The organism is Leisingera sp. CC-HEC096 (assembly GCF_059429235.1).
This window is the reverse complement of the sequence record NZ_JCAIJS010000001.1, coordinates 3,082,952-3,107,522: the sequence shown is the minus strand read 5'-3', so window position 1 is coordinate 3,107,522 and position 24,571 is coordinate 3,082,952. Positions and strand designations below refer to the sequence as shown.

Annotated in this window: 24 protein-coding genes; 13 read left to right on the top strand and 11 right to left on the bottom strand. The window is 63.2% G+C overall.

The annotated features are described in order from the left end of the window. Window positions 1-28 precede the first annotated feature (28 nt). Entirely contained in the window at window positions 29-1,105 is a 1,077-nt protein-coding gene (locus tag AC5STI_RS14945) for a branched-chain amino acid ABC transporter permease (RefSeq protein WP_475049046.1), read from the bottom strand. Window positions 1,106-1,179: 74 nt separating this feature from the next. Beyond that, window positions 1,180-1,443 (bottom strand): hypothetical protein, encoded by a 264-nt coding sequence (locus AC5STI_RS14940; RefSeq protein WP_475049043.1) that lies wholly within the window; start codon window positions 1,441-1,443, stop codon window positions 1,180-1,182. Window positions 1,444-1,545: 102 nt separating this feature from the next. On the opposite strand from AC5STI_RS14940, the gene AC5STI_RS14935 reads away from it, so the two are divergent. Then, window positions 1,546-1,878 (top strand): SHOCT domain-containing protein, encoded by a 333-nt coding sequence (locus tag AC5STI_RS14935; protein ID WP_490400129.1) that lies wholly within the window; start codon window positions 1,546-1,548, stop codon window positions 1,876-1,878. A 27-nt stretch (window positions 1,879-1,905) separates the two neighbouring features. On the opposite strand, the gene AC5STI_RS14930 is transcribed toward AC5STI_RS14935, so the two are convergent. After that, a complete protein-coding gene (locus tag AC5STI_RS14930) occupies window positions 1,906-2,892 on the bottom strand; it encodes a branched-chain amino acid ABC transporter permease (RefSeq protein ID WP_027235686.1) in 987 nt (328 codons plus the stop codon). 102 nt (window positions 2,893-2,994) lie between these two features. Beyond that, on the bottom strand, window positions 2,995-3,813 hold the full coding sequence (locus AC5STI_RS14925; protein WP_475049037.1) for an ABC transporter ATP-binding protein: 819 nt from the start codon (window positions 3,811-3,813) through the stop codon (window positions 2,995-2,997). Between the two features lie 55 nt (window positions 3,814-3,868). Between AC5STI_RS14925 and AC5STI_RS14920 the strand changes: the two genes are divergently transcribed. Further along, window positions 3,869-4,087 (top strand): hypothetical protein, encoded by a 219-nt coding sequence (locus tag AC5STI_RS14920; RefSeq protein ID WP_495447223.1) that lies wholly within the window; start codon window positions 3,869-3,871, stop codon window positions 4,085-4,087. Between the two features lie 53 nt (window positions 4,088-4,140). On the opposite strand, the gene AC5STI_RS14915 is transcribed toward AC5STI_RS14920, so the two are convergent. After that, entirely contained in the window at window positions 4,141-6,105 is a 1,965-nt protein-coding gene (locus AC5STI_RS14915; RefSeq protein WP_475053076.1) for an AMP-binding protein, read from the bottom strand. Window positions 6,106-6,550: 445 nt separating this feature from the next. Between AC5STI_RS14915 and AC5STI_RS14910 the strand changes: the two genes are divergently transcribed. From AC5STI_RS14910 to AC5STI_RS14895, 4 genes are all read left to right on the top strand, one after another. After that, window positions 6,551-8,452 (top strand): hybrid sensor histidine kinase/response regulator, encoded by a 1,902-nt coding sequence (locus tag AC5STI_RS14910; protein ID WP_495447222.1) that lies wholly within the window; start codon window positions 6,551-6,553, stop codon window positions 8,450-8,452. Continuing rightward, window positions 8,449-9,153, top strand: a complete 705-nt coding sequence (locus tag AC5STI_RS14905) for a response regulator transcription factor (RefSeq protein WP_495447221.1) — start codon at window positions 8,449-8,451, stop codon at window positions 9,151-9,153. The genes AC5STI_RS14910 and AC5STI_RS14905 overlap by 4 nt, the downstream gene beginning before the upstream one ends. A 67-nt stretch (window positions 9,154-9,220) precedes the next feature. Further along, complete coding sequence (locus AC5STI_RS14900) at window positions 9,221-9,619, top strand: MAPEG family protein (RefSeq protein WP_495447220.1); 399 nt, start codon at window positions 9,221-9,223, stop codon at window positions 9,617-9,619. A 54-nt stretch (window positions 9,620-9,673) separates the two neighbouring features. Further along, window positions 9,674-9,901, top strand: a complete 228-nt coding sequence (locus tag AC5STI_RS14895) for a WGR domain-containing protein (protein WP_495447219.1) — start codon at window positions 9,674-9,676, stop codon at window positions 9,899-9,901. Between the two features lie 100 nt (window positions 9,902-10,001). Here the strand turns inward: AC5STI_RS14895 and AC5STI_RS14890 are convergent, their stop codons facing one another. Next, window positions 10,002-11,201 carry a hydantoinase/carbamoylase family amidase gene (locus AC5STI_RS14890; RefSeq protein WP_495447218.1) on the bottom strand — a complete coding sequence of 400 codons (1,200 nt, stop codon included), beginning with the start codon at window positions 11,199-11,201 and terminating at the stop codon, window positions 10,002-10,004. A gap of 145 nt (window positions 11,202-11,346) precedes the next feature. Between AC5STI_RS14890 and AC5STI_RS14885 the strand changes: the two genes are divergently transcribed. The 5 genes from AC5STI_RS14885 to AC5STI_RS14865 are packed head-to-tail and all read left to right on the top strand — an operon-like array spanning window position 11,347 to window position 15,100. Then, window positions 11,347-11,997 carry a histidine phosphatase family protein gene (locus AC5STI_RS14885; RefSeq protein WP_495447217.1) on the top strand — a complete coding sequence of 217 codons (651 nt, stop codon included), beginning with the start codon at window positions 11,347-11,349 and terminating at the stop codon, window positions 11,995-11,997. A gap of 21 nt (window positions 11,998-12,018) precedes the next feature. Beyond that, on the top strand, window positions 12,019-12,633 hold the full coding sequence (locus AC5STI_RS14880; protein WP_495447216.1) for a glutathione S-transferase family protein: 615 nt from the start codon (window positions 12,019-12,021) through the stop codon (window positions 12,631-12,633). 11 nt (window positions 12,634-12,644) lie between these two features. Next, complete coding sequence (locus tag AC5STI_RS14875) at window positions 12,645-13,697, top strand: saccharopine dehydrogenase (protein ID WP_495447215.1); 1,053 nt, start codon at window positions 12,645-12,647, stop codon at window positions 13,695-13,697. Further along, the gene (locus AC5STI_RS14870) at window positions 13,697-13,945 is read left to right on the top strand and encodes a SemiSWEET family sugar transporter (protein ID WP_475053074.1); all 249 of its coding nucleotides are present in this window, start codon (window positions 13,697-13,699) and stop codon (window positions 13,943-13,945) included. The genes AC5STI_RS14875 and AC5STI_RS14870 overlap by 1 nt, the downstream gene beginning before the upstream one ends. Window positions 13,946-13,957: 12 nt before the next feature. Next, window positions 13,958-15,100, top strand: coding sequence for a saccharopine dehydrogenase family protein (locus AC5STI_RS14865; RefSeq protein ID WP_495447214.1), 1,143 nt, complete (start codon window positions 13,958-13,960; stop codon window positions 15,098-15,100). A 186-nt stretch (window positions 15,101-15,286) separates the two neighbouring features. Here the strand turns inward: AC5STI_RS14865 and AC5STI_RS14860 are convergent, their stop codons facing one another. The 4 genes from AC5STI_RS14860 to mutL all read right to left on the bottom strand — a co-directional run bounded on the left by AC5STI_RS14860 (window position 15,287) and on the right by mutL (window position 20,351). Further along, window positions 15,287-15,610, bottom strand: coding sequence for a DUF3775 domain-containing protein (locus AC5STI_RS14860; protein WP_475049011.1), 324 nt, complete (start codon window positions 15,608-15,610; stop codon window positions 15,287-15,289). Between the two features lie 87 nt (window positions 15,611-15,697). Next, window positions 15,698-16,993: an adenylate/guanylate cyclase domain-containing protein gene (locus tag AC5STI_RS14855; protein WP_495447213.1), complete on the bottom strand. Its 1,296-nt coding sequence runs from the start codon at window positions 16,991-16,993 to the stop codon at window positions 15,698-15,700. Further along, a complete protein-coding gene (locus tag AC5STI_RS14850; protein WP_495447212.1) occupies window positions 16,994-18,376 on the bottom strand; it encodes a DNA recombination protein RmuC in 1,383 nt (460 codons plus the stop codon). It abuts the gene before it with no gap. A 31-nt stretch (window positions 18,377-18,407) separates the two neighbouring features. Then, complete coding sequence (mutL, locus tag AC5STI_RS14845; RefSeq protein ID WP_495447211.1) at window positions 18,408-20,351, bottom strand: DNA mismatch repair endonuclease MutL; 1,944 nt, start codon at window positions 20,349-20,351, stop codon at window positions 18,408-18,410. Window positions 20,352-20,596: 245 nt separating this feature from the next. On the opposite strand from mutL, the gene deoC reads away from it, so the two are divergent. Both deoC and AC5STI_RS14835 read left to right on the top strand, forming a co-directional pair. Continuing rightward, window positions 20,597-21,586, top strand: coding sequence for a deoxyribose-phosphate aldolase (gene deoC / locus AC5STI_RS14840; RefSeq protein WP_495447210.1), 990 nt, complete (start codon window positions 20,597-20,599; stop codon window positions 21,584-21,586). Between the two features lie 11 nt (window positions 21,587-21,597). Continuing rightward, on the top strand, window positions 21,598-23,934 hold the full coding sequence (locus tag AC5STI_RS14835; RefSeq protein WP_495447209.1) for an aldehyde dehydrogenase family protein: 2,337 nt from the start codon (window positions 21,598-21,600) through the stop codon (window positions 23,932-23,934). 265 nt (window positions 23,935-24,199) lie between these two features. Here the strand turns inward: AC5STI_RS14835 and rpsO are convergent, their stop codons facing one another. Then, window positions 24,200-24,469 (bottom strand): 30S ribosomal protein S15, encoded by a 270-nt coding sequence (gene rpsO / locus AC5STI_RS14830; RefSeq protein WP_490400114.1) that lies wholly within the window; start codon window positions 24,467-24,469, stop codon window positions 24,200-24,202. Between the last annotated feature and the right edge of the window lie 102 nt (window positions 24,470-24,571).

The window sequence follows — 24,571 nt, the reverse complement described above, 5'->3', positions numbered from 1 at the left end:
TCCCCGCCAGCGTGTCTGCCGCCCCGCGTCAGTGCGGGAAGGGCCAGAGTCTCAGTTTTTCCTTGGCAACACGCCACAGCTGCGCCATGCCGTGCGGCTCCGCGATCAGGAAGACGATGATCAGCGCGCCGACAATCACCAGCTGGAAATGCGCCACGATGTCCGTCGGCCAGCCCAGCAAGTCGACGCCCACCACCTTCAGCACCACCGGCAGCAGCACCAGGAAGGCAGCGCCAGCAAAGGAGCCGAAGATCGAGCCCAACCCGCCGAGGATCACCATGAACAGCACCAGGAACGACTTCTGGATGCCAAAGGCTTCGCCGACCTCGACCGCGCCCAGATAGACCGCAAAGAACAGCGCGCCTGAGATGCCGATGAAGAAGCCGGAGACCGCAAAGGCCGTCAGCTTGGCCTTCAGCGGGTTCACCCCGATGATCTCGGCCGCGATGTCCATGTCACGGATCGCCATCCAGCTGCGGCCCACGGTGCCGCGGGTCAGGTTGCGGGCAACCAGGGCGCAGACGGTCAAGAAGATCAGGCAGAACAGGTAGGTCGCCCAGGCCGATGCGTTGGGGCCGGTGATGACGATGCCGAAGGTATCGCGCTCCGGCGCGTTGATCTGGCCCGAGGCCGAGTAGTTGTAGAACCACGGAACCCGGTTGAACAACCACACCAGGAAGAACTGCGCCGCCAGCGTCGCCACCGCGAGGTAGAAGCCCTTGATGCGCAAGCTGGGAAGGCCGAACAGCACGCAGACCAGCGCGGTAATACCGCCCGCCAGCAGCACATGGATGAACATGCTGACTTCTGGGAAAGCCGTCATCAGCTTGTAGCAGGCATAGGCCCCCACCGCCATGAAACCGCCGGTGCCCAGGGACACCTGGCCGCAATAGCCGACCAGGATGTTCAGCCCGATGGCCGCGATCGAATAGATCAGGAACGGCAGCAGGATCGCGTTCGCCCAATAGTCGTTGATCAGGAAGGGGATGATCCCGAAAGCCACCGCCAGCACCACGTAATAGCGGATGCGGTCGAACTTGATCGGGAAGGTCTGGCTGTCATCTGCATAGGAGACTTTGAAATCCCCGGCTTCACGGTAGAACATGTCTCAGATGCTCCCTTTCTCTTGCAAACGGGACCCGGTCCGGGTGTCTGTCTTGATTGTTTCAGCGGCGGCACTCATTTGACCTGCCCCCACTGCGCCTGTGCGGCGTCACGCTGTTCGCGGGTCATCCGCGCCGAAGGTCTGGCATAGCCGCTGCGCTCGCTGCCGCGCACCAGCCGCAGATAGGCGATGATGCCGGTAATCAGCCCCGCAGAAGCCAGCAGCGCTGCGGTCACCACCTGGGTTTCGCTGTAGCTTTCCGCCGTCAGCGCCAGGTAGCCGAAGGCCCAGAAACCAGCCCAGGCGATCACGTTGACGATGGCAATCATCTTGTTCATGCCGCGGCTCCGCCGTTAACCAATTCTTCAGAAATCCGGACTTCGCCACATTTTGCCCAAATCTCTTTGCCACCCTGTTTGCGGGTAAAGTGAGTGGGATCAATGACCGCGATTTTCGAGGAAATCCGGCGGCTGGAGGCCGCGCGGAAGAAGGGTTGGATATCAGCATCCGAATATGCAGTGGCCAAGGGCCGGCTGCTGGAAACTGTCGAGGACGCAACCGTGCTGCCATCTTTCGAGGCACCGCCGCAGCGGCGCGCGGTTTCGAGAGACGCGCCCGGCCCCTGGGGGCTGATGCTGATCGGGCTGTGCGGGGCGGGGTTGCTGACCTTCCTCGCCGGGCAGGTGATCGGCGATCTGACAATCGCCTTCACCCTGGTGGCCAGCGTCTTTGCCGCCGTCGTCATCGCTGCTTTCCGCCGGCTTGAGGGCTGAGGAAGCAGGGAGCAGATCATTTGAGCGTCAGACCCGTTCAATGATCTTCTCCCCGAACAGCCCCTGCGGACGAAACACCAGGAACAGCAGCGCCAGCACATAGGCAAACCAGTTCTCGGTGGCGCCGCCGACCATCGGGCCAATGGCGAACTCAAACAGTTTCTCGCCCACGCCGATGATCAGGCCGCCAACGATGGCGCCGGGGATCGAGGTGAAGCCGCCCAGCATCAGCACCGGCAGCGCTTTCAGCGCGATCAGCGACAGCGAGAACTGCACGCCGGACTTGGTGCCCCAGACGATGCCGGCAACCAGCGCCACGAAGCCTGCGACCGACCAGACCAGAACCCAGATGAAGTTCAGCGAGATGCCGACCGACAGGGCCGCCTGGTGGTCATCCGCCACCGCACGCATGGCCCGGCCCTGCTTGGTGTACTGGGCAAAGCAGACCAGCCCCGCCACCAGCAGCGCCGCAATGACGGTCGCCACGATATCCAGATTGTCGATAAAGAAGCCGTAGCCGAAGATGTTGAAGGTGGTTTCGTCGATCCACAGGTTGATGCCCTGCGGCAGGCCCACGTCCAGCGTCTTGATTTCGGAGCCCCACATCAGGTCGGCGACGCCTTCCAGGAAGTAGGCCAGACCAATGGTGGCCATGAACAGGATGATCGGCTCCTGGCCCACCAGATGCTTCATCACCAGCACCTGCACCAGCCAGGCCAGCAGCACCATCACCGCCACAGTCAGGGCAATCGCCAGCACCCCGGGCACGTTCCAGCCGAAATGGGTGACATGACCGCCAAAGACCGCGTTGATCACATGAGAGAAGGGCACCTGACCCTGCATGATCCCCACCAGCGTCATCGCCGCAAACAGCGCCATCACGCCTTGGGCATAGTTGAAGATGCCGGACGCCTTGTAGATTAGAACGAACCCCAGCGCGACCAGCGCATAAAGCACGCCCGCCATCAGGCCGTTCAGCGTCACTTCCATCGCAAAGACGAGTTGTTCGGGCATTAGAGGCTCTCCTCGGAATTCTGCACTGCGGCGGTGCACAGGGGGTGCACAGGGGGTTTACGGAAGTCACCCCGCCGGGGCCGGGTGTTGCTGTGTTGCAACTCAGTCATGGCTAACCCCCAGATATGCGTCGATCACATCCTGGTTATTGCGCACCTCATCCGGGGTGCCGTCACCGATCTTTTTGCCGTAGTCCATCACCACGACCCGGTCGCTGAGGTCCATCACAACGCCCATGTCGTGCTCGATCAGGGCAATGGTGGTGCCGAATTCGTCGTTCACATCCAGGATGAAGCGGGACATGTCCTCCTTCTCCTCGACGTTCATGCCGGCCATCGGTTCGTCCAGCAGCAACAGCTTCGGTTCCGCCGCCAGCGCCCGCGCCAGTTCGACCCGTTTCTTCAGGCCGTAAGGCAGCCGCGCAACAGGTGTCTTGCGAATGTGCTGGATCTCCAGGAAGTCGATGATCCGCTCCACGACCTCGCGGTTCTCGGTTTCTTCGGCCTCCGCCTTCCCCTTCCACAGGGCCTGCGAAAACAGGCCTGTTTTCATATAGTTGAGCCGCCCGGTCATGACGTTGTCCAACACGCTCATGCCTTCGAACAGGGCGATGTTCTGGAAGGTCCGGGCGATGCCCTGGCGCGCCACCTCGTAGGGGCGCATCGGCGGGCGTTTCTTGCCGTGGAACAGGACTTCGCCTTCCTGCGGCACATAGAAGCCGGAGATCACGTTCAGCATCGACGACTTGCCGGCACCGTTGGGGCCGATGATCGCGCGGATCTCGCCCTCGCGGATGTCAAAGGAGATGTCCTTGATCGCCACCACGCCGCCGAACCGCAGCGTGATGTTCTTCATCTCCATCACCACGCCGCCGATGGTGCGCCCGTCGTCAGTCACATAGCTTAAGGAATTGTCAAGCATAACAACGGCCTCCATTATTTTGCCGCATAGAAATTTTAAGATTTCCGTGCGATACTTGTGGGTAACGAGCAGCAAGGAGATCGACGTTATGTTCGGCGAGCTTGAGCATTCCTGCCTTCTGAAGATGGCCATCGAATGCAAGCAGATGGGCCTCAGCCAATCCGAAAGCCTGGCCACGATTATTGAGCAGACACACGGGTTCAGCTCCCGCTTCAAGATCCAGCAGGTGGTCAACACGGCCTTCAACCCTGGCCTGAACCCCGACCTGATCTGAGACCGGTCCGGCCTGCCCGGCACGGGGCGGGGTCATTTCCGGCGATACCTGCATCATTCCGCGGCCACCTTGTGCGGCGCTGCCGGTTTCACTTCGGCATCTACGATGGTCAATGTCGCTTTGATTGAACCCTTGCGGCCGTCCTCATAGGTCACCTCTGTGACGGTCGAGACCTTCTCCGAGCCGTCGTAAAGCGCGGTGATGATATCGTCGAACTTCTCTTCCACGATACGGCGGCGCACCTTGCGGGTACGGGTCATCTCGCCATCATCCGCATCCAGTTCCTTGTGCAGAACCACAAAGCGATGGATCTGGCAGCCTGACAGCATCGGGTCTTCCGCGACCGACTTGTTGACTGCCGTCACATGCGAGCGGATGGTTTCCAGAACCTTCGGATGGCCCGCCAGTTCCTGGTAGGAGGCATAGGCGATATTGTTGCGTTCCGCCCAGTTGCCCACCGCCGTCAGGTCGATGTTGATGAAGGCAACACAGCGGTCGCGGCCATTGCCGAACAGCACCGCTTCCAAGATGTCCGGGTAGAATTTCAGCTTGTTTTCCACATACTTGGGCGCAAACATGCTGCCGTCGGCCATCTTGCCCACGTCCTTGGCACGGTCGATGATCCGCAGATGGCCTGAGCCTTCCTCGAAGAAGCCGGCATCGCCGGTAGCTACCCAGCCTTCGGGGTCCTTGGTAGAAGCAGTGGATTCCGGGTTGTTGAAATACTCGACGAAGGTGCCTGGCGAACGGTAATAGATCTCGCCGTTGTCGCCGATCTTGATCTCGACCTCCGGCGCCGGCACACCAACGGTATCAGCACGCACTTCGCCATCCGGCTGCACGGTGATGAACACGGTGGCTTCGGTCTGGCCATAGAGCTGTTTCAAGTTGATGCCCAGCGAGCGGTAGAAATCAAAGATCTCCGGCCCGATCGCCTCGCCCGCGGTGTAACCGACGCGAATGCGGCCATAACCCAGCGTATCCTTCAGCGGGCCATAGACCAGAAGGTTGCCCAGCGCGTATTTCAGGCGGTCCATCACGCCGACGGGCTTGCCGTCCAGAATGTCGCCCCCGACCTTCTTGGCGTGTGCCAGGAAATGATGGAACATCTTGCGCTTCAGGGCGCCTGCATCCTCCATCCGGATCATCACGTTGGTCAGCTGACCCTCGAACACCCGCGGCGGCGCAAAGAAATACGTCGGACCGATCTCGCGCAGGTCGGTCATCATGGTGTCGGCGCTTTCCGGGCAGTTCACACAGAAGCCGCACCAGTAGGCCTGTCCGACCGAGAAGATAAAGTCGCCAACCCAGGCCATCGGCAGGTAGGAGAGGATATTCTCGTTCTGGGTCAGCTTGTCGAACTCGGCGGAGTTCTTGGCGCTTTCGATCACGTTGCGGTTCGACAGCACCACGCCCTTGGGCTTGCCGGTGGTGCCGGAGGTGTAGAGCATCACGCAGGTGCTGTCATAATCCAGCTTGCCCTGCCGCTTGTTCAGCTCCCCGATCAGCTCGTCATGGGCCGCCCGGCCCTGATCCTGGATGTGGCTGAACTGGTGCAGCTGAGTGTGGTCGTATTTCCGCATGCCGCGCGGATCGAGATAGATCATGTGCTCGAACTGATGCAGCTGATCCTGGATCTCAATCACCTTGTCGGCCTGCTCCTGATCGCCCACGATCACAAAGCGCGCGCCGCAGTGGCCCAGCACATAGGCCATCTCCTCGGCCACCGCGTCCTGGTAAAGCGGCACCGGCACGGCGCCCACCGCCTGCGCGGCAACCATAGACCAGTAGAGATAGGGGCGGTTGCGGCCGATAATGGCGACAAAATCACCCTCGTTCACGCCAAGGTTGATCAAACCCAGCGCCAAAGCTTCTATTTCCTTTGCCGCCTCGGACCAGGTCCAGCATTGCCAAATGCCGAATTCCTTTTCCCGGTAGGCCGGCGCGTCTGCGAATTGCGCCGCATTGCGTTGAAGCAGCGCCGGCAGGGATTTCATCCCTTCGGCGCCCATCTGCATCTGAGCCAACTTTCTTTCCTCCCTTTCCGGCGTTGCTGCCGGACCGACCGCCGTCCGCGGTTCTGGCCCCGATTAGGGACAGCGGCAGATTAGCCCGTCAACTTTTTCCTGAAGTTTTCCTAAATCTTACGAATTGTAACAGGCATCTTCCCTTTGTTTTACAGCTTGTTACGCAAGGCAAGCCAACTCCAATCGGGGCGAACGTTTCTTACCGCGCGGAGGCCGCGACCAAAACTGCGCGGGATGCGCACGGATCGGCAAATGACCGAATCGACCGCCCGGTGATTCTTTCTCAAATGCGAATCTAAAGGGACGCCAGCCGCTCATACTCCCACGGCAATCAGGAGACGACTGAGCCTTTCCGAGGCGGCACCATCCACCCCCGCGGCTGAATGGCAATTTGCCCCTGTTGGGCAGCGGTGCTAGCCATGGGCCGGGGAGAGCCATGAACCGTACGAATAAGCAGCACGCCGCCATGACCACCGCCGGGCTGAACCTGATCGCCCAGGCGCTGTCGATCTATGACAACGATTTGCGGCTGGCCGTGTGCAACCGCCGCTTTCAGGAAATGTTCAATCTGCCGGACCGCCTGACGCAGCCGGGCGCGTCCTTTGCCGAGACCATCCGGTTTCTTGCGGAAAACGGAGAATATGCCCCGGAAACAGATATCGAAGAGATCGTGCGGACCCGGGTCGAGCAGGCGCTGGACTTCGTGGCCCATTATTTGGAGCGCGAACGCCCCAACGGGCAGATGATTTCAATCGAAGGCTCGCCGCTGCCGCAAGGCGGATGGGTCACCGTCTATACAGATATTACCCGCACCAAGCGGGCGGAGCAGCTATTGCGGGCGCGCTCGGAGGAGCTTTCCGAAAAGCTGATCGCCTATACCGAGGAGCTCTCTGCCGCTAACCGTCAGCTGGAGGCCACCAATACCGCTCTGGAAGAGGCCAAGCGGCAACTGACCGAGATCGAAGGCCGCACCCGGCTGACGACCGAGATGATGCCAGCCCATATCGCCCATGTGGATGCGGACGGCTATTACACCTACACCAACCGCCGCCTCAGCTCGGTCTTTCCCAGCCGCCCTTCGGACATTCTGGGCATGCATATCTCGGACGCGCTGGGGCCTGACGCCTTTGACCGGATCGAGCCGCATCTGCTGGCCGCCTACAAGGGCGGCAGCCCGGTGTTCGAGTTCACCGAAAGCCACGGCAGCCGCCGGATCAGGGTGGCCTTTACCCCCGACCAGCAGGGCGGTGTCTATATCCTTTCGATGGACGTAACCGAGGAAACCCAGGCACGTGTTGCCCTGCAGCAGGCCCGCCGCCGCGAAATGGCGGCGCAAATGACCAGCGGCCTGGCGCATGATTTCTCCAACCTGCTGACCATCATCCTGGGGATGCAGGGCAAGCTGGAAAAGATGGGATTGGGCGGTGAGGCCGCGGAAATGGTCCAGGGCACACTGTCCGCTGCACGGCGCGGCGGACGGCTGCTGAACCGCATAGCTGAAATGACCGGCCAGCGCACCCTGCGCCCGCAGGCCACCAACATGCACGACCTGCTGAGCGAGCTGAAGATCCTCGCCTCTCCGTCGCTGCCGCAGGGGGTAGGCCTCAGCATCCTCGACAATATGCCGGATCAAGTGCTGCTGCTGGACAGCGGCAAACTGCAGGATGCGCTGCTGAACCTGATCCTGAATGCCCGCGACGCCTGCGGCACCTCCGGCCAGATCACCGTCAGCGCCCATGCGGTCGGGCAGACCTGGGTGGAGATCACCGTCACCGACACCGGCCCCGGCTTCTCTGCCGAGGCACTGGAAAAGGCCCTGAACCCGTTCTTCACCACCAAGGGCAGCGAAGGCTCCGGCCTGGGCCTGCCGATGGTCTATGACATGGCCAAGCTTGCAGGCGGCGACATGCGGCTTGGCAACACCCAGACCGGCGCCTCGGTCACCCTGCGGCTGCCCTACCGCCAGGCCCCCGATGCCAAGGGTGGCATGGCGCTGCTGGTCGAGGACAGCGAGGAATTGCGCGCTGCCTTCCGCGACATGCTGATCGACCTTGGCTATTCGGTCATCGAAGCGGCCAGCGTGGACGAGGCCAGCGCGCTCACCGCCGACCTGCCGGACATCGCGCTGGTGCTGTCCGACATCAAGCTGGAAGGCAGCGCCACCGGCATCGACCTGGCCGCCCGGCTCGACGGTTCCGGCCTGCCCTGCATTCTGATGACCTCGCTGCCGACCAGCGACCCGCTGTTCCGCAAGGCATTGAAATGCGGACCGGTTTTGCGCAAACCTTTCACCACCAACCAGCTGTCCGAATTGATCGCACCGGAGCCCGCCGCATGACATTGCCCCTGGTCACCATCCTGGATGACGAGCCGGAAATCCGCCGGATCCTGACCGAAACGCTGGAGGACGCGGGCTTCCGCACTCAAAGCTTCGCCCGCGCACGCGAATTCGAGGCGGCGCTGAACCGCGTGACGCCTGATGTCTGCCTGGTGGATCTGTCGCTGCCCGACACCGACGGGCTGGCGCTGGTGCATAGGCTGGCGCTGGAACAGGGGGCGGCGGTCATCATCATCTCCGGCCGGGCCCAGGTGCAGGACCGGGTGACCGGGCTGGAGCTCGGCGCGGACGACTATATCACCAAACCTTTTGACCCGGCCGAGGTCGTGGCGCGGGTCCGGGCCAGGTTGCGCAGCGGCCCGCGCACTGCGGCCCCAGCCAGCGAGACCGCCCGGTTTTCCGGCTGGACCGCCCATTTCGACCGCTATGTGCTGGAAGATGATACCGGTGCCGAGACTCCTTTCTCCCATGCCGAGGGCGAGGTTCTGCGGCTGTTCCTGGACAGTCCCAAACGGCTGATCTCCCGCGCCCAGATGCAGGAGGCGCTTGGCGGTGCAGCCGGGGAAAGCTTTGACCGGGCGATGGATGTGCGCATCTCGCGTCTGCGCACCAAGCTGCGCGAAGACCCCAAGAACCCGCGGCTGATCAAGACGATCTATGGCGCGGGTTACATCTTTTTGGGCGATGTGGACTGGGTCTGACCCCCCGCAATGTAGAAAAGCCGTCTGAAAAAACTACGCTTTCTCCTGTCAGATGGAGGAACGCGCAATGACGCAGCTGCAGTATTTCACCGCCCTGTCCGGGCTATGGGTGGCGGTGGCCTGGGTGCCCTATATCCTCGACCGGATCTTTGTCCGCGGCCTGATGGGGGCGCTCGCCAATCCCAGCCCCGACGACAAGCCGCAATCGCCCTGGGCCCAGCGCGCGCACCGGGCGCACATCGTCGGCGTCGAGCTGTTTGCCGCTTTTGCCCCGCTGGCCATCATCGCCACGCTGGTGATACCCGCCGAAGACCAGCCCGGCACCTTGGGAGCCACTTTCTTTTTCGGCATGGTGGCACACTACGTGATCTATTCCGTTGGCCTCCCGGTCCTGCGCACCGCCGCCTTTGCGGTAGCCGCGCTCTCGTCACTCCTCTTGGGGCTGACACTTCTGGGCGCGGCATAAGGCAGTCTGCACTGGCCTCTTGCCCGGGCGAATCGCTGCGCATAGACTCACTGCATGGCCACCTGTCTGCTCTACCGCCAAGCCCCTTCGCGCCCGTCGCGGTTCTACCGCATTGAGCTGGCGATGAACCTGTTTTCCGAGGTCTCCGTGCTGCGCGAATGGGGCGTGGCCGACGGCAACGGGCAAAGCGTGATCAACATCTACGGCAACCTGCGCGAGGCGTCTCTGGCCGCCGACAAACACCGCAAGCGGATGCTCAAACGCGGCTATGGCCGGGCCTGACCCGCGCCGCGCCAGCGGCGCCAGGCCCAACTGTGACGGGCATTCTTTGAATGTCCGGGAACAGGCGGGAGCGCCCTGCCCCTCTTGCGCGCCGCCAGGTTCAAACCGCCAGCGCCCGGGCTGCCCGGTCCAGCACCTGCAAGCCCAGGACCAGATCCGCCTCGTCCGTATCCTCGTCAAAGGCATGGCTGATGCCGCCGATGGAGGGCACGAACAGCATCCCCGCAGGCATTACGGTTGCCAGATTAGCGGCATCATGCAGCGCGCCAGAGGGCATCTTCTGCCACTTCCCGGGCGCCAGCGCCTCCGCCGCGCCGGCCAGTTCCACCTGAAATCGAGCATCCATCGCCGCCGGTTCGATCCCCATGACCGGTCCCAGCGAAACTGTGACGCCGTGGCCGGCAGAGACGTCCTGCGCGGTCTCCTTGATCAGCGTTTCCATCCGTGCCAGCCGGTCTGCATCCGCATCGCGCCATTGCATCGAGAACTCCACCCGCCCCGGCACCACGGAGGACGCATTGGGGTGCAGCGCCACATGGCCGATGGTCCAGACCGTGGCAGGTGTCACCACATCGGCAAGCCGGCTGTTTAGAGCCGCATTGAAGGCAGACAGCGCCTGAAACGCGTCCCGGCGCAGGTGCATCGGCGTGGTGCCTGCGTGGTTCTGGCGGCCCTCAAAACTGACCCGCATGTCGCGGATGCCGACGATATCCGTCACCACTCCAATACCAAGCCCGGTTTCCTCCAGATAAGGGCCCTGTTCGATATGCATTTCCAGAAAGCCGCTGAACCGGCCATGCGGCAGGAAATCCCCTGCCAGATCCGCCATCTGCGCCCGCATGTCCGCCAGGGAATTGCCAGCATTGTCGGTGAACCCGTCCGCCGCCTCCAGCGCCAGCTTGCCGGTCCAGACATCCGAGCCGGTCAGCACCCCGAACCGTCCCTCCTCATCCTGGAAGCTGACGCAGGAAATTGGCGGCCCGCCTGCTTCCCTGGCCGCGCGGGCAACCTCCAGCCCGGCCACCACGCCCAGCGCCCCGTCCAGCCAGCCGCCCTCGGGCTGGCTGTCACTGTGCGAGCCCACCAGCAGGCTCTTCTCCCCTGCCAGCCCAAAAAGATTGCCGAGCGGGTCGAAATGCGGCTCTAAACCGGCCTCTTTCATCCGTTCCGCCAGCCATTTGCGCGCGGCAATGTCGGCACCGGAATAGGCCTGCCGCACCACCCCCTTGCCCGCGCCCGAGGCGCCAAAGCTGCGAAGGGTATGCAGATCATCGAGAAAACGCTGAGGGTCGAGGGCCATGATCGGTCTCCGGACTGGCAGACCCACAGTGCGCCAAGTTTTTGCCGCTCTCAATGGAATTGCTGGGACCGGTGCCGAAACCCTCTCTTCCCTCTGCCCGGAACCTCCCCTAAGACTTCCCCGGTAACAACGGAGCCGCCCGCACATGTCCCACATCACGCTGATCCGCCACGGCCAGGCCAATACCAGCGCCCGTGACGAGGCAAGTTATGACCGGTTGAGCGATCTGGGACACCAGCAGGCGGCCTGGCTCGGGGAGCATCTGCGCAACAGCGGCAATCATCATCCGCGCGTCTACTGCGGCACCCTGACCCGGCATATCGAAACCGCCGCCTCGATGGGATATGCGGATGCAGTGCAGGACGCCCGCCTCAACGAGATGGAGTATTTTACCCTGGCCGAGGCGATGCGTGATCAGCACGGGCTGCCGATACCGGAAGAACGCGAGGGTTTTGTCGACCACCTTCCCAGGGTCTTTGCCGCCTGGGCCGGCGGGGAGATTTCCGAGCCCTACGAAAGCTGGTCGCAATTCGAGACCCGCACCCGGCAGGCACTGGAGGAAATCTCCGCAGGTGACGGCCCGGCGCTGGTGGTCACCTCGGGCGGGCTGATCTCGATGGCGCTGCGGCAGGCGATGGGGCTGGACACCGCGGGGATGGCACGCATTGCGCTTGCGGTCATGAACACATCCATGCACCGGCTGTTCCCCATCGGCGGCCACTGGAGCCCGGTTCTGTTCAACGCGGTGCCGCACCTGGAAGCGCCGGACCGGCACTTTGCCCAGACACATCTGTGACGTCCGAAGGGGAGGAAGACCATGCAGCTCTATTACGCGCCCAACACAATTTCGGTGGCCGTGGCCATCGCATTGGAAGAGGCCGGGATCGACTATGAGACGGTGAAAATCGACTTTGCCGCCAAGGAACAAACCGGCGCGGCCTATGCCCAGATCAATCCCAAGGGCCGGGTGCCCGCGCTGGCGGTCGAGGGCGGCATCCTGACCGAGACCGGAGCGCTCCTGGAATACATCGCCGATATGGCGCCGGACGCAGGTCTGCGCCCGCAAGAACCGGTGCAGCTGGCCCGGATGCGCGAAGTGATGTTCTACCTGGCTTCCACCATGCATGTGAACCACGCCCACAGGCTGCGGGGCGCCCGCTGGGCCAAGGAACGCTCTAGCTGGAAAGACATGCAGAAAATGGTGCCCCAGACCATGGCGGCCTCCTGCGAGTACATCAGCCAGGCCGGGCTGCGCGGGCCCTTTGTGCTAGGGGAGGAAATCAGCCTCGCCGATTGCTACCTCTATGTGGTCTGCACCTGGCTGGAAGGCGACGGGGTGAACGTGACGGACTTCCCCAAAATCCAGAACTTCATGACGGCAATGGAACAGCGCGAGTCGATCCGCTCGGTCTATGCCAAGGGAATGCTTTGAAGGACATGACAATGACGCATCTGTGGGTACGGGCCGAACAGCGCCCCAACGAAGAGCGGGTCGGCCTGACCCCTGAAGGCGCCGAGGCACTGCTGGCGGGCGGCATCAAGGTCACGGTGGAGGAGAGCTCGGTACGGGCAATCCCGCTGCAGGGCTACATTGACGCGGGCTGTGAGATTGCGCCTGAGAACTCCTGGCCCCAGGCGCCTGCGGATGCGATTATCTTCGGCCTCAAGGAACTGCCCGAAGACGGCACCCCGCTGCCGCACCGCCACATCATGTTCGGCCATGCCTTCAAGGGCCAGCATTCCGGCAAGGCACTTCTGGAGCGGTTCGAGGCCGGCGGCGGCACGCTTTATGATCTGGAATATCTGGTCGATGAGACCGGCCGCCGGGTTGCCGCCTTTGGCTATTGGGCGGGCTACGCCGGCGCGGCGGTGACACTGAAAGCCTGGGCCGCTCAGCAGCGCGGCGAGCTGTGCGGGCCGGTTGGTGTCTATTGCGGCAAGGATGCCTTGCTCGCTGACTTGAGTGCAGAGCTTGATGCCCTGAACAAAGACCGCCCCGCCGCCATCGTGATCGGCGCGCTTGGCCGAGTCGGCACCGGTGCTGCCGATCTCTGCGAGGCAATGGGTGTCCAGGTCACCAAATGGGACATGGCCGAAACCGCCAGCGGCGGCCCCTTCCCGGAGATCCTGGACCATGACCTGTTCCTGAACTGCATCTTCGCGCGGCCCGGCACTCCGGTCTTTGTTCCCCGTGAAGCATTGAGCGCGGACCGCAAGCTGACTGCCATCGGCGATGTCGCCTGCGATCCGGACAGCGACTACAACCCGGTGCCGGTCTATACCCAGGCCACCACTTGGGAGGCCCCTGCGCTGCGCGTCGCCGAAAACCCGGTGCTTGATGTGATGGCGATCGACAACCTGCCGTCGATGCTGCCGGTGGAAAGCTCTGAGGATTATGCCGCCCAGCTGCTGCCCTCGCTGCAGGCGCTGACGGATCTGGAAAGCGGCGTCTGGGGCCGGGCCAAGGCCACCTTCCTGGAGCATCTGCCCGAATGATGGCACCTTACGTCGGCTATCTGGCAGCCTTTTTGGGCACCGTTTGCTGGATCCCCCAGGCTTGGAAGGCCTGGGCCTCCCGCGACACCTCCGGCCTGTCGCTGCCGTCGAACCTGATGTTTCTGGCGACCGTCTCGCTGTGGCTGGCTTATGGGGTGATGGTCGGCGACTGGCCATTGATCCTGGCAAATATCTGCGCCGTGAGCGCCGTTCTGGTGATCGTCGCGGCCAAACTGAAATTCGGATAAGGGAGAACTCTCATGACTATTCACTGGTGCGGCACCGGCCTGTCGGCAATCCCCGGCCTGCGCCGCCTGCTGGAAGCGGGCCACGACGTGGCGGTCTGGAACCGGACCACCGACAAGGCGCGCGAGGCGGTCGGCGATCTGACCACCAATATCCACGCCTTCAGCATCGCCAACCTGGGCCAGATGCTGAGCCCCAAGGACGTGATCGTCTCCATGCTGCCCGGGGACTGGCACGTTCCGCTGGCGGAGCTGGCGATTGAGCACGGCGCGCATTTCGTATCCTCTTCCTACATCGCGCCGGAAATGCGCGCGCTGGACCAGAAGGCCAAGGACGCCGGCGTCTGCCTGATCAACGAGGTTGGTTTGGATCCCGGCATCGACCACCTGATGGCGCATGCTCTGGTGGCGGACTACAAGGCCTCCGATGCCTTTGACCCCGAAAACGAGATCAGCTTCATCTCCTACTGCGGCGGCATCCCCAAGACCCCGAACCCGTTCCGCTACAAGTTCAGCTGGTCGCCGCTGGGCGTGCTGAAGGCGCTGCGCTCGCCGTCGAAGTCGATCCGCGATTTCAGGGAACTGGACGTCGCCCGCCCCTGGGATGCGATCTCCTCCTACGAGGCGCCGCTGCCCGCGCCTGAAAGCTTCGAGGTCTACCCGAACCGCGACTCGATCCCCTTCATGGCGCAGTATGAGTTCGGCGAAGACTGGAAAGTGAAGGAATTCGTCCGCGGCACCCTGCGCCTTAACGGCTGGGCAGACGCCTGGGCGGATGTGTTCAAGGAGGTCGAGACCCTCTCCGGCCCCGAAGGCGACGCCCGCCTCAAGGAGATGTCGGACCAGTTCTGGGCCGAAAACGCCTATGACGAGGGCGAGCCGGACCGGGTGGTTCTCTGCGTCGGTCTGAAGGCCGAAAAAGATGGCGCCGAAGTCTGGCACAAGACCTACGTTATGGATGCCTGGGGCGACGAGCGCGGCACCGCGATGGCGCGTCTGGTCTCCTACCCCGTCTCCTTCGCCATCGAAGCCGCCATGAACGGCAAGATCGCCGCCGGTGTCCACGCCGCACCCAGCGATCCGGCATTGGTGGAGAACTGGATGGGTGAAATCGGCAGGCTGGCTCAGCACCTCGAGATTGTTGACAGCAAGGGCTGACAGCCCTGAGTGCCCGCAAGCGAAAACCTGCGGGCGACCTCCAACGTTCTTCATTCATCTGGCCTAAAATATCCCGGGGTCCGGGGCAGCGCCCCGGCTCCCGCTTCAAAGGAAATGGGCGCCGTGACTGCGGCGCCCTTCTGCTGTGCGAACACAAGAGAAGCCTGACAGCGTGGCATCCCGGCCTTAACGGCCGATTACGTCGTCCTCGACGTCATGCACATCAATGCCCAGCGCCTCCAGACCAGCTTCCAGATTGTCAGCCAGATGCGGAGTGCCGAGCAGGTAATCCGCGGTTGGCGTGGTCGCTTCCTGCCGGGCGGTATAGATCGCATCACCGAGTTCTTCGGGTTCAAAACTGCCGCGGCCGACCCACATGATGCCGACCAGCTCCGCCTGCTGGTCTTCACTCATCCGGTCTATAAAGGCGCGCAGCTCGCCCTCCGCGCGGCCCAGTTCCCGGGCCATCATCGCCACCTGTGCCACCTTGCGGACTGAGATCTCCAGCATTGCTTCACTCCTTCTGTTCGCTGCCCCAGCATATCAAACAGCGGGCGAAACGCCTAAGTCTTTGATCTGGGGCAAACGGGACCGCGGTCAGCCCTGCGCCTTGCCGAAGAGCGCGAGCCCCTCGCTGCGCCCGCGCAAGACCTCCGCCGGCAGCGCAGTCCAGCCGTTGCGCGCGGGCTCGGACCCGGCCTGTTGCAACAGCGCTTCAGAGGCAATCAGCGCCACGTCATGTACCTTGGTCAGCTGCTCAAGCCGCGCCGCGGTGTTCACGGTATCACCAAAGACGGAGTATTCCAGCCGCTGCGGCGTGCCGGTCACGCCGGAAAACACCTCGCCCCAATGCACTCCGATCCCTGCTGCCAGCCCAGCGTCGCCCGCCTGCTCCCGCAGCCGGCACCATGCGGCCACTTCCGCCAGCAGACCTTCGGCGCAGTCCAGCGCCCGCACCGCCGCCCGCTCTCCCTCGAACAGGATCATCGCCGCGTCACCGATATACTTGTCGATCAATCCGCTGTTCCGGCCTGCCACTTCCTCCACGCGGGCGCGGAATTCCGTAATCAGGCTGCTGACCTCCTGCGGCTCACGGCCTTCGCACCAGCTCGTAAAGCCGCGGATGTCGATGAACAAAATGGCCATCTGCTGCTGGCGGCCTTCCTGCAGCGCTTCCAGCCCGCCTCCCGCCAGGCGTCCCGCCAGCTGGGCCGGCAGGTAGCGGGTCAGGTTTGCCTTTTGGCGCGCCTCTTCCAGGGAGCGGTGCAACAGGCCGCGCATCCGGACCGCCGCCACCAGCAGAACGACGCCGGCCAGGCACAGCATCACCAGCCGCATGAAATTCGGAGGTGAATCCATGGTCAGCCTGATCCGTTCAACCAGATCCGGCGCGGCGTCAGGCGGCTGCCACAGGATCATCCAGCCAAACCCGGCTGCAATCAGCACCAGCATCACTGCAAGCCGCAAGGGGCTGAGTCTCAGCACTCCAAAGGCAAGCACGACCGGGGCCATCCACACAGCTGGCATCGCAAAGACCGCGCCGCCGGGGACTCCGGTATTCACCAGCGACAGAAAGGTATTCAAAAGCAGAAAGCCGCAATCCGCCAACACCGCCAGCCAAATCATCCAAGGCTTGAACAGCCCCTTGCTGATCGCCCAATAGGTCAGCACACCGACTGCCAGGTAAGAGAGCATGGTAACTGTTGCCAGCCCGATCTGACGCCGCAAATGCGGCTCGTCCACCACCCGTACAGAATCCAGAGCCAGCATCATTGCCAGTATCAGGCCCAGTGCCACCGCGATCCGCAGAAGCGCAACGATGCGTTCGGCCTCAACCTCCGCAGCCCGCAGCAGCGCCGCCTCCCCCGCACGCAATGCTGGAGGCAGCTGCATTCAGTCCTCCGCCAGCAGCGCCACCTGGCGCGGCTCGACTTCGACTTGCCCGGGTTTCTCAAGCTCCGCCCCGTTTGACACGACTCCCATTGCCTCGAACCGGCGGGCGGAGGGCAGCACGCGGGCTTCCAAAGACCCCACTGCCTTGTTGTAATTGTTTACCGAGGAAGACAGCGACCGCCCGACTGAGGCCAGATTCTTGGAGAACGTCGCCAGCCGGTCATACAGTTCTTTGGCGGTCTTCTGCACCTCGACCGCGTTCTCGGCCATCTTCTCCTGCTGCCAGCCGTAGGCGATGGATTTGACCAGCGCCATAAGGGTGGTTGGCGTCGCAATCAGCACCTTGTTTTCAAATGCATACTCGATCAGTCCTGGATCCGCTTCGGCCGCGGCGGAAACGAAAGTCTCGCCAGGGATGAACATGACTACAAAGTCCGGCGTCTCACCCAAGGCGCTTTGATAGGATTTCGAGGCCAGCTGGCGCACATGGGTCTTTACGTGGTTTGCATGGCGGGCCAGCGCCGCCTGCTGCTGCTCAGGTGTTTCCGCCTCCAGCGCGTCCAGATAGGCCTCCAGCGGTGTCTTTGCGTCCACCACGATGCTCTTGCCGCCGGGTATGCGCACGACCGCATCAGGCCTGCGCAGGCCCTCATCGGTGCCGACGCTTTTCTCCAGCTCGTAATCCACATGTTCGGCCATGCCGGCCATCTCAAATACTTGGCGCAACTGCATCTCGCCCCAGCGGCCGCGGGTCTTGGGTGCGCGTAAGGCTTGAACCAGCTTGCGGGTCTCGCCGCCCAGCGCCGCCTGGCCCTCGGCCAGATGCTTCACCTGCGCTTGAATCGCGCCATAGGCCTCGTTGCGTGCTTGCTCGATCTCCTTGATCCGCTCACCGAACTGACCCAGCTTCTGGTCCAAGGGCTTCACCAGGCTCTCAATCGCGGCATGGCGCTTGGCCAGATCCGCATCCGCTGTCTTGCTGTGCGCCTGGAACCGCTCACTGACCAGACTCAGGAAGCTTTCGGAGTTCTGTTTCAGCACGCCCGAGGCCAGCGCGGCAAACTTGTGCTCCACCTGCTGGTTCATGTGGTTCAGCTCTTCCAGCCGCGCCGCATGCTCCGCCTTCAGCGCCTGCACCTGCGCCTCGGCCTGATAGCGGGCGGAGCGTTCATTATCGCTGGTGCGGCGCAGGGTGGCCAGTTCATCCGTCAGTTCCGGCAGCCGCGCCGCCTCAGCCTGCAAGCCCGCGTTATGGCTGCGCAGATCCGCGTTGAGCTGCTCCATACGCCTTGCGTGGCCGCGCAGACGCAGCACCGCCAGGGTCAAAAGCGCCGCCAGCCCGGCCAGCGCGTAGATCGCCCATTGGGCCTGTTCCAATGTCACTGCTCGTCCTCCCTTTACCGGGGGTTATTGTTCAGCTGCGCCCGAACAGGCGCTCGATATCTGCCAGTTTCAGTTCCACATAGGTGGGGCGGCCATGGTTGCACTGGCCGGAATGGGGGGTGGCCTCCATCTCCCTGAGAAGCGCGTTCATCTCCTCGCCCCGCATCCTGCGGCCGGAGCGAATGGAGCCATGGCAGGCCACCCGGCTCAGGATCGCTTCGATCTTGGCCTGCACCAGCTGGCTTTCGCCCTGATCCGACAGCTCATCCAGGATGTCCTTGATCATCGCCTCAGCGTTGACCTCCCCCAGGATCGCCGGGGTTTCGCGTACCGCAATGGCGTTGCCGCCAAACGCCTCGATGCCGAGGCCGAATTTCGCGAGTTCCTCCGCCACGCCCAAGAGGCAGGCGCAGTCGTTGTCGCTGAGTTCGATGATTTCCGGGATCAGCAGCGCCTGAGCCGCGACACCGTTTTCCGCCATCTGGCGTTTCAGCTTCTCGTAAACAAGCCGCTCATGCGCGGCGTGCTGGTCGACTATCACCATGCCATCGGCGGTCTGGGCGATGATGTAGTTTTCATGCACCTGGCCGCGGGCCGCACCCAGCGGCAGCTGTTCGGCCCCGGGCGCTGAAGGTTCAGGCGCATCTGAGGGCTGACCCGGGGCCACTGGTGCCTCTGGAGTTTCTGTCACCCGGCCGCTGTAAGCCCCCGCCAATTCGGCAAAGCCTGGCGATGGTGGCGCATCATAGGACCCCGCCTGCGTCGGGCCGGGGGCCTGCGCCGCATAGGAAGCGTGCCGTGCGCCATAAGACGGACGGTCCATCTGATAGATCCGCGGGGCGCCTCTGGCAGTCGGCTGTTCCGGTTTCATCGCCCCCAGCGTGGCACCTGCCACCGTGGTGGAGGCACGGTGCCCCGCCTCCGCCAGCGCGTGGCGCAGGGAAGAGACGATCAGCCCGCGGGCAAGGCCGGGATCTCGGAACCGCACCTCGGATTTGGCCGGATGCACGTTCACGTCCACCAGTTGCGGGTCGCAATCGATGAACAGCGCCGCCGCCGGATGCCGGTCTCGGCTCAGGAAATCGAAATAGGCCGCCCGCAAGGCGCCGGTCAGCATCTTGTCTTTCACCGGCCGGGTATTCACGAACAGGAACTGCGCCACCGCCGCGCCGCGGGAATAAGTCGGCAGCGCCGCATAGCCATAAAGGCGGATCCCCTCACGCGTGGCGTCAATCTTCAGCGCGTTCTCGGCAAACTCCCGCCCTAGAACCGAGGCCAGCCGCCCGTGCAGCGCGTCGAACAGGTCGCCTGACAGCGGATCGGCACGGAAAGTCACCCGCCCCTCGCCGCCTCCGGAGACATCCCGCAGGGTGAATGCCACCGACGGCTCCGCCATCGCCAGCCGCTTCACCGTGTCGGAGATCGCCTGCGCTTCGGCCCGGTCGGTGCGCATGAACTTGAGCCGTGCCGGCGTCGCAAAGAACAGGTCGCGCAACTCGACAATGGTGCCCGCCCGCAAGGCGGCCGGTTTTACCGGCTCCGGCTTGCCGCCGGAGACACGGATTTGCGCTGCCTCATGACCCCCGGCCCGGCTAGTGATCGTCAGCCGCCCTACCGCGCCAAGCGAGGGCAACGCCTCGCCGCGGAAACCGAAAGTGTGAATGTTCAACAGGTCCGAGCCGTCGATCTTGGAAGTCGCATGCCGCGAGAGCGCCAGCGGCAGGTCCTCCGGTGTCATGCCGCAGCCGTCATCGGTCACCCGGATCAGGGTTTTACCGCCGTCGGCAATCTCTACAGTGATCCGCGTGGCGCCGGCGTCGATGGCGTTCTCCACCAGTTCCTTGACCGCCGATGCTGGGCGTTCCACCACCTCACCTGCGGCAATCCGGTTGATGGCACTGTCATCCAGCTGGCGGATGACAGGACGGGTTTCAGGGTACGGATTTTCGCTGATATGGGGTTCTGCACTGCTCATACCGCTAAATTTAGCATGCGGGGCCGATTCTGCCACCGGAATGCGCGCCGCAGCGGCAGCAGAATCGCAAAACACGATTTTCGCTCTTTGCCAGCTCTCCCTATCGGGCCGCAACCCTGGGCTCTGGCTATTCAGGGCAATTTTTTGTCCATTTAGTCAAAAAACCTAACGGCAGCCTGGGGCGTTCGCTTGCCAATATGCCGCACCCGTGCGATTTTCGCACGGAACTCTTCTGAGGATCCCCAATGGAAAGCCATATCGCTGAAAGAAGCGCGCAGCTGCCGCAGCTGGCAGAGCCGCGCAATCCTGGCATGGAGCTGGACCTGGACTGGGTCGCTGCCGTGCAGGCCAACACCTCGGCCATCGAACGCCGCTGCGCCACCCTGCCGGGCCGCCGCAGTGTCAAGAAGGACCATCAGGCTGCCTGGCTTCTGAAAGCCGTCAGCCTCATTGACCTCACCACACTATCCGGCGACGACACCGAAGGCCGTGTTCGCCGCCTGTGTGCCAAGGCGCGCCAGCCGGTGAGTGCGGGAATCCTGCGCAGCCTGGGGATGGAAAGGCTCACTACTGGCGCGGTCTGCGTCTACCACGACATGATCCCCACCGCCGTCAAGGCGCTGGAGGGCACAGGCATCCCGGTGGCCGCGGTCTCCACCGGGTTTCCGGCCGGCTTGTCGCCGTTCCACCTGCGGCTTGCCGAGATTGAGGAAAGCGTCAAGGATGGTGCTGAAGAGATCGACATCGTGATCTCCCGCCGCCACGTTTTGACCGGAAACTGGCAGGCACTCTATAACGAAATGAAAGCCTTCCGCCTTGCCTGCGGCGAGGCGCATGTTAAGGCCATCCTGGCCACCGGCGAACTGGGCTCACTGCGCAATGTGGCACGCGCCTCGCTTGTCTGCATGATGGCGGGTGCCGATTTCATCAAGACCTCGACCGGCAAGGAAAGCGTCAACGCCACCCTGCCGGTTAGCCTGGTGATGATCCGCGCAATCCGCGACTATTACGACCGCACTGGCTACCGCGTCGGCTACAAGCCCGCGGGCGGCATTTCCAAGGCGAAGGACGCGCTGGTCTACCTCGCTCTGATGAAAGACGAACTGGGCGACCGCTGGCTGCAGCCTGACCTGTTCCGCTTTGGCGCCTCGTCGCTGCTGGGCGATATCGAGCGCCAGCTGGAACACCATGTCACCGGGGCATACTCCGCCGGCTACCGCCACTCCATGGGCTGAGGGCTGAACACATGACCATCAAAGAGATTTTCGACACCATGGAATACGGCCCTGCACCCGAAAGCGCCGCCGAGGCACTGGCCTGGCTGGTCGATCAGGGCGGCCGCTTCGGTCATTTCATCAACGGTGAGTTCACCGCCCCCGGCAACGGCTTTGACAGCAGGAACCCGGCCACGGGGGAAGTATTGGCCAGCCTGACCCAGGCCACTCACGCCGACGTGGACGCCGCGGTCCAAGCCGCCCGCAAGGCGCAAGGCAAATGGGAAGCGCTTGGCGGCCCGGGCCGGGCCAAGTACCTCTATGCCATCGCGCGCCTGCTGCAAAAGCATTCCCGCCTGTTTGCCGTGCTGGAGACGCTGGACAACGGCAAGCCGATCCGCGAGAGCCGCGACATCGACATCCCGCTGGCCCAGCGGCACTTCTACTATCATGCTGGCATGGCCCAGCTGATGGGCAGCGAACTGCCGGACGCCGAAGCCCTGGGTGTGTGCGGCCAGATCATCCCCTGGAATTTCCCGCTGCTGATGCTGGCCTGGAAGATTGCGCCCGCCATTGCGATGGGCAACACCGTGGTTCTGAAGCCTGCTGAATACACTTCGCTCACCGCGCTGCTGTTCGCCGCCATCTGCCGCCAGGCAGGCCTTCCCAAGGGCGTTGTGAACATCGTAACCGGCGATGGCGCCGTGGGTGAGATGATCACCGCGGCGGACGTCGACAAAATCGCCTTCACCGGCTCGACATCGGTTGGCCGCAAGATCCGCGAGGCCACCGCAGGCAGCGGCAAGGCGCTGACGCTGGAGCTGGGCGGCAAGTCGCCCTACATCGTTTTCGATGACGCCGACATCGACTCCGCCATCGAAGGACTGGTGGATGCAATCTGGTTCAACCAGGGCCAGGTCTGCTGCGCCGGCTCCCGCCTTCTGGTGCAGGAGGGTATAGCAGAACGGTTTCACACCAAGCTCAAGGCCCGCATGGACGAGCTGCGCGTCGGCAACCCGCTTGATAAATGCATTGACGTGGGTGCCGTTGTCGACCCGGTTCAGCTGAACACCATCAGCGGGATGGTGGCGGCCAACCGCGCAGGGCAGATGCACCAGGCCCAAGTCGAGATGCCCGAAGGCGGCTGCTTCTACCCCCCGACCCTGATCGAGGGTCTATCGCCAGCCGATCCGCTGATGCAAGAGGAGATCTTTGGCCCGGTACTGGTGTCTTGCACATTCCGCACTCCTGAAGAAGCGGTGGACCTGGCAAACAACACCCGTTACGGCCTGGCGGCAACCGTCTGGACCGAGAACGTCAACCTGGCGCTCGACATGGCACCGAAACTTGTTGCCGGCGTGGTCTGGATCAACGGCACCAACATGTTCGACGCCGCCGCCGGTTTTGGCGGCGTGCGCGAAAGCGGCTTCGGGCGCGAAGGCGGCTGGGAAGGGCTGGCAGCCTACACCCGGCCCCAAGCCAAGGCGAAACCGCTCGCCAAAGTGGAGACGCTGGAAGGCAACGGTGCCCCTGCAGATCCGCTGGACCGTACTGCCAAGCTCTATACCGGCGGCAAGCAGGCGCGCCCGGACGGCGGTTATTCCCGGGCTGTCTATGGCAAGTCCGGCGCGCTGCTGGGACATGTTGGCCTCGCCAACCGCAAGGATGTTCGCAACGCAGTTGAAGCCGCCGCAGGCGCCAAAAGCTGGTCCAAAACCACTGGCCACCTGCGGGCGCAAATTCTCTACTACATCGGCGAAAACCTCTCCGCACGTGCAGATGAGTTCGCGGCCCGCATCGACGCGATGACCGGCAAGAAAGGCGGAGCAGCAGAGGTTGAGGCCTCCATTCAACGCCTCTTCACCGCTGCCGCCTGGGCCGACAAATACGATGGCCAGGTCCACGGCGTTCCGATCCGCGGCGTCGCGCTGGCGATGAAGGAGCCGGTTGGCGTGATCGGCGCGCTCTGCGCAGACGAGGCTCCGCTTTTGGGCCTGGTCTCTGCCATGGCGCCAGCAATCGCCATGGGCAACCGGATGGTGCTGGCGGCCTCTGAGCCTTTCCCGCTGGCCGCAACCGATTTCTACCAGGTTCTGGATACTTCGGATGTGCCCGCAGGCGTGGTCAATATCCTGACCGGCAGCCATTCAGAGCTGGCCAAACCGCTGGCCTCCCATCTGAACGTCGACGCGGTCTGGAGCTTTTCCTCCACAGATTTGTCAACAGGCATTGAAGCGGCATCCGCAGGCAACCTGAAGCGCACCTGGGTCAACAACGGCACAGCCACCGACTGGGCGCAGGACCAGACCAAGCGCTTCCTGCAGGAGGCCACCGAGATCAAGAACATCTGGGTGCCCTACGGAGAGTAAAACCGGCCGGATCCTGAAACCGACCGAACGCCGCTCCATTCGGGGCGGCGTTTCTCTTTCGGACCCGCCTCCGCCCTTCGAAGGCCCGGCTTGCTTGAAGCCGCAACCGCCCGTGCGCAGCACGGGCCAGGCCCAAGGCCAAGTGCGGCCCGGCGCAGCCCGCGGGCTTGCGGGCGCGGGAGGCCCCGCTTCTGGAGGATACCGGTGCAAAAGAAAACGCCCGCTCCTTTCGGAACGGGCGTCGAAAAATCCGTAAAAGCGCGGATTAGCGGCGGATGCCCAGACGCTTGATCAGGTCCTGATAGCGGGCCTCATCCTTGCCTTTTGTGTAATCCAGCAGCTTGCGGCGCTGAGCAACCATTTTCAGGAGGCCACGGCGGCCGTGGTTGTCCTTCTTGTGGGTTTTGAAGTGCTCAGTCAGGGTGTTGATGCGCGAGGTCAGGATTGCAACCTGGACTTCCGGGGAACCGGTGTCGCCGTCCTTGGTTGCGAATTCTTTCATCAGGCGCGATTTTTCTTCCGCAGTGATCGACATCGGGGTCTCCTTCATAGGTTAGAGTGGATGGCACAGGCCGGGATGTCGTCCAGCACAGGCCCATGGAGAAACCTGCCGCGGAATCACGGCAGATGCGGGCAT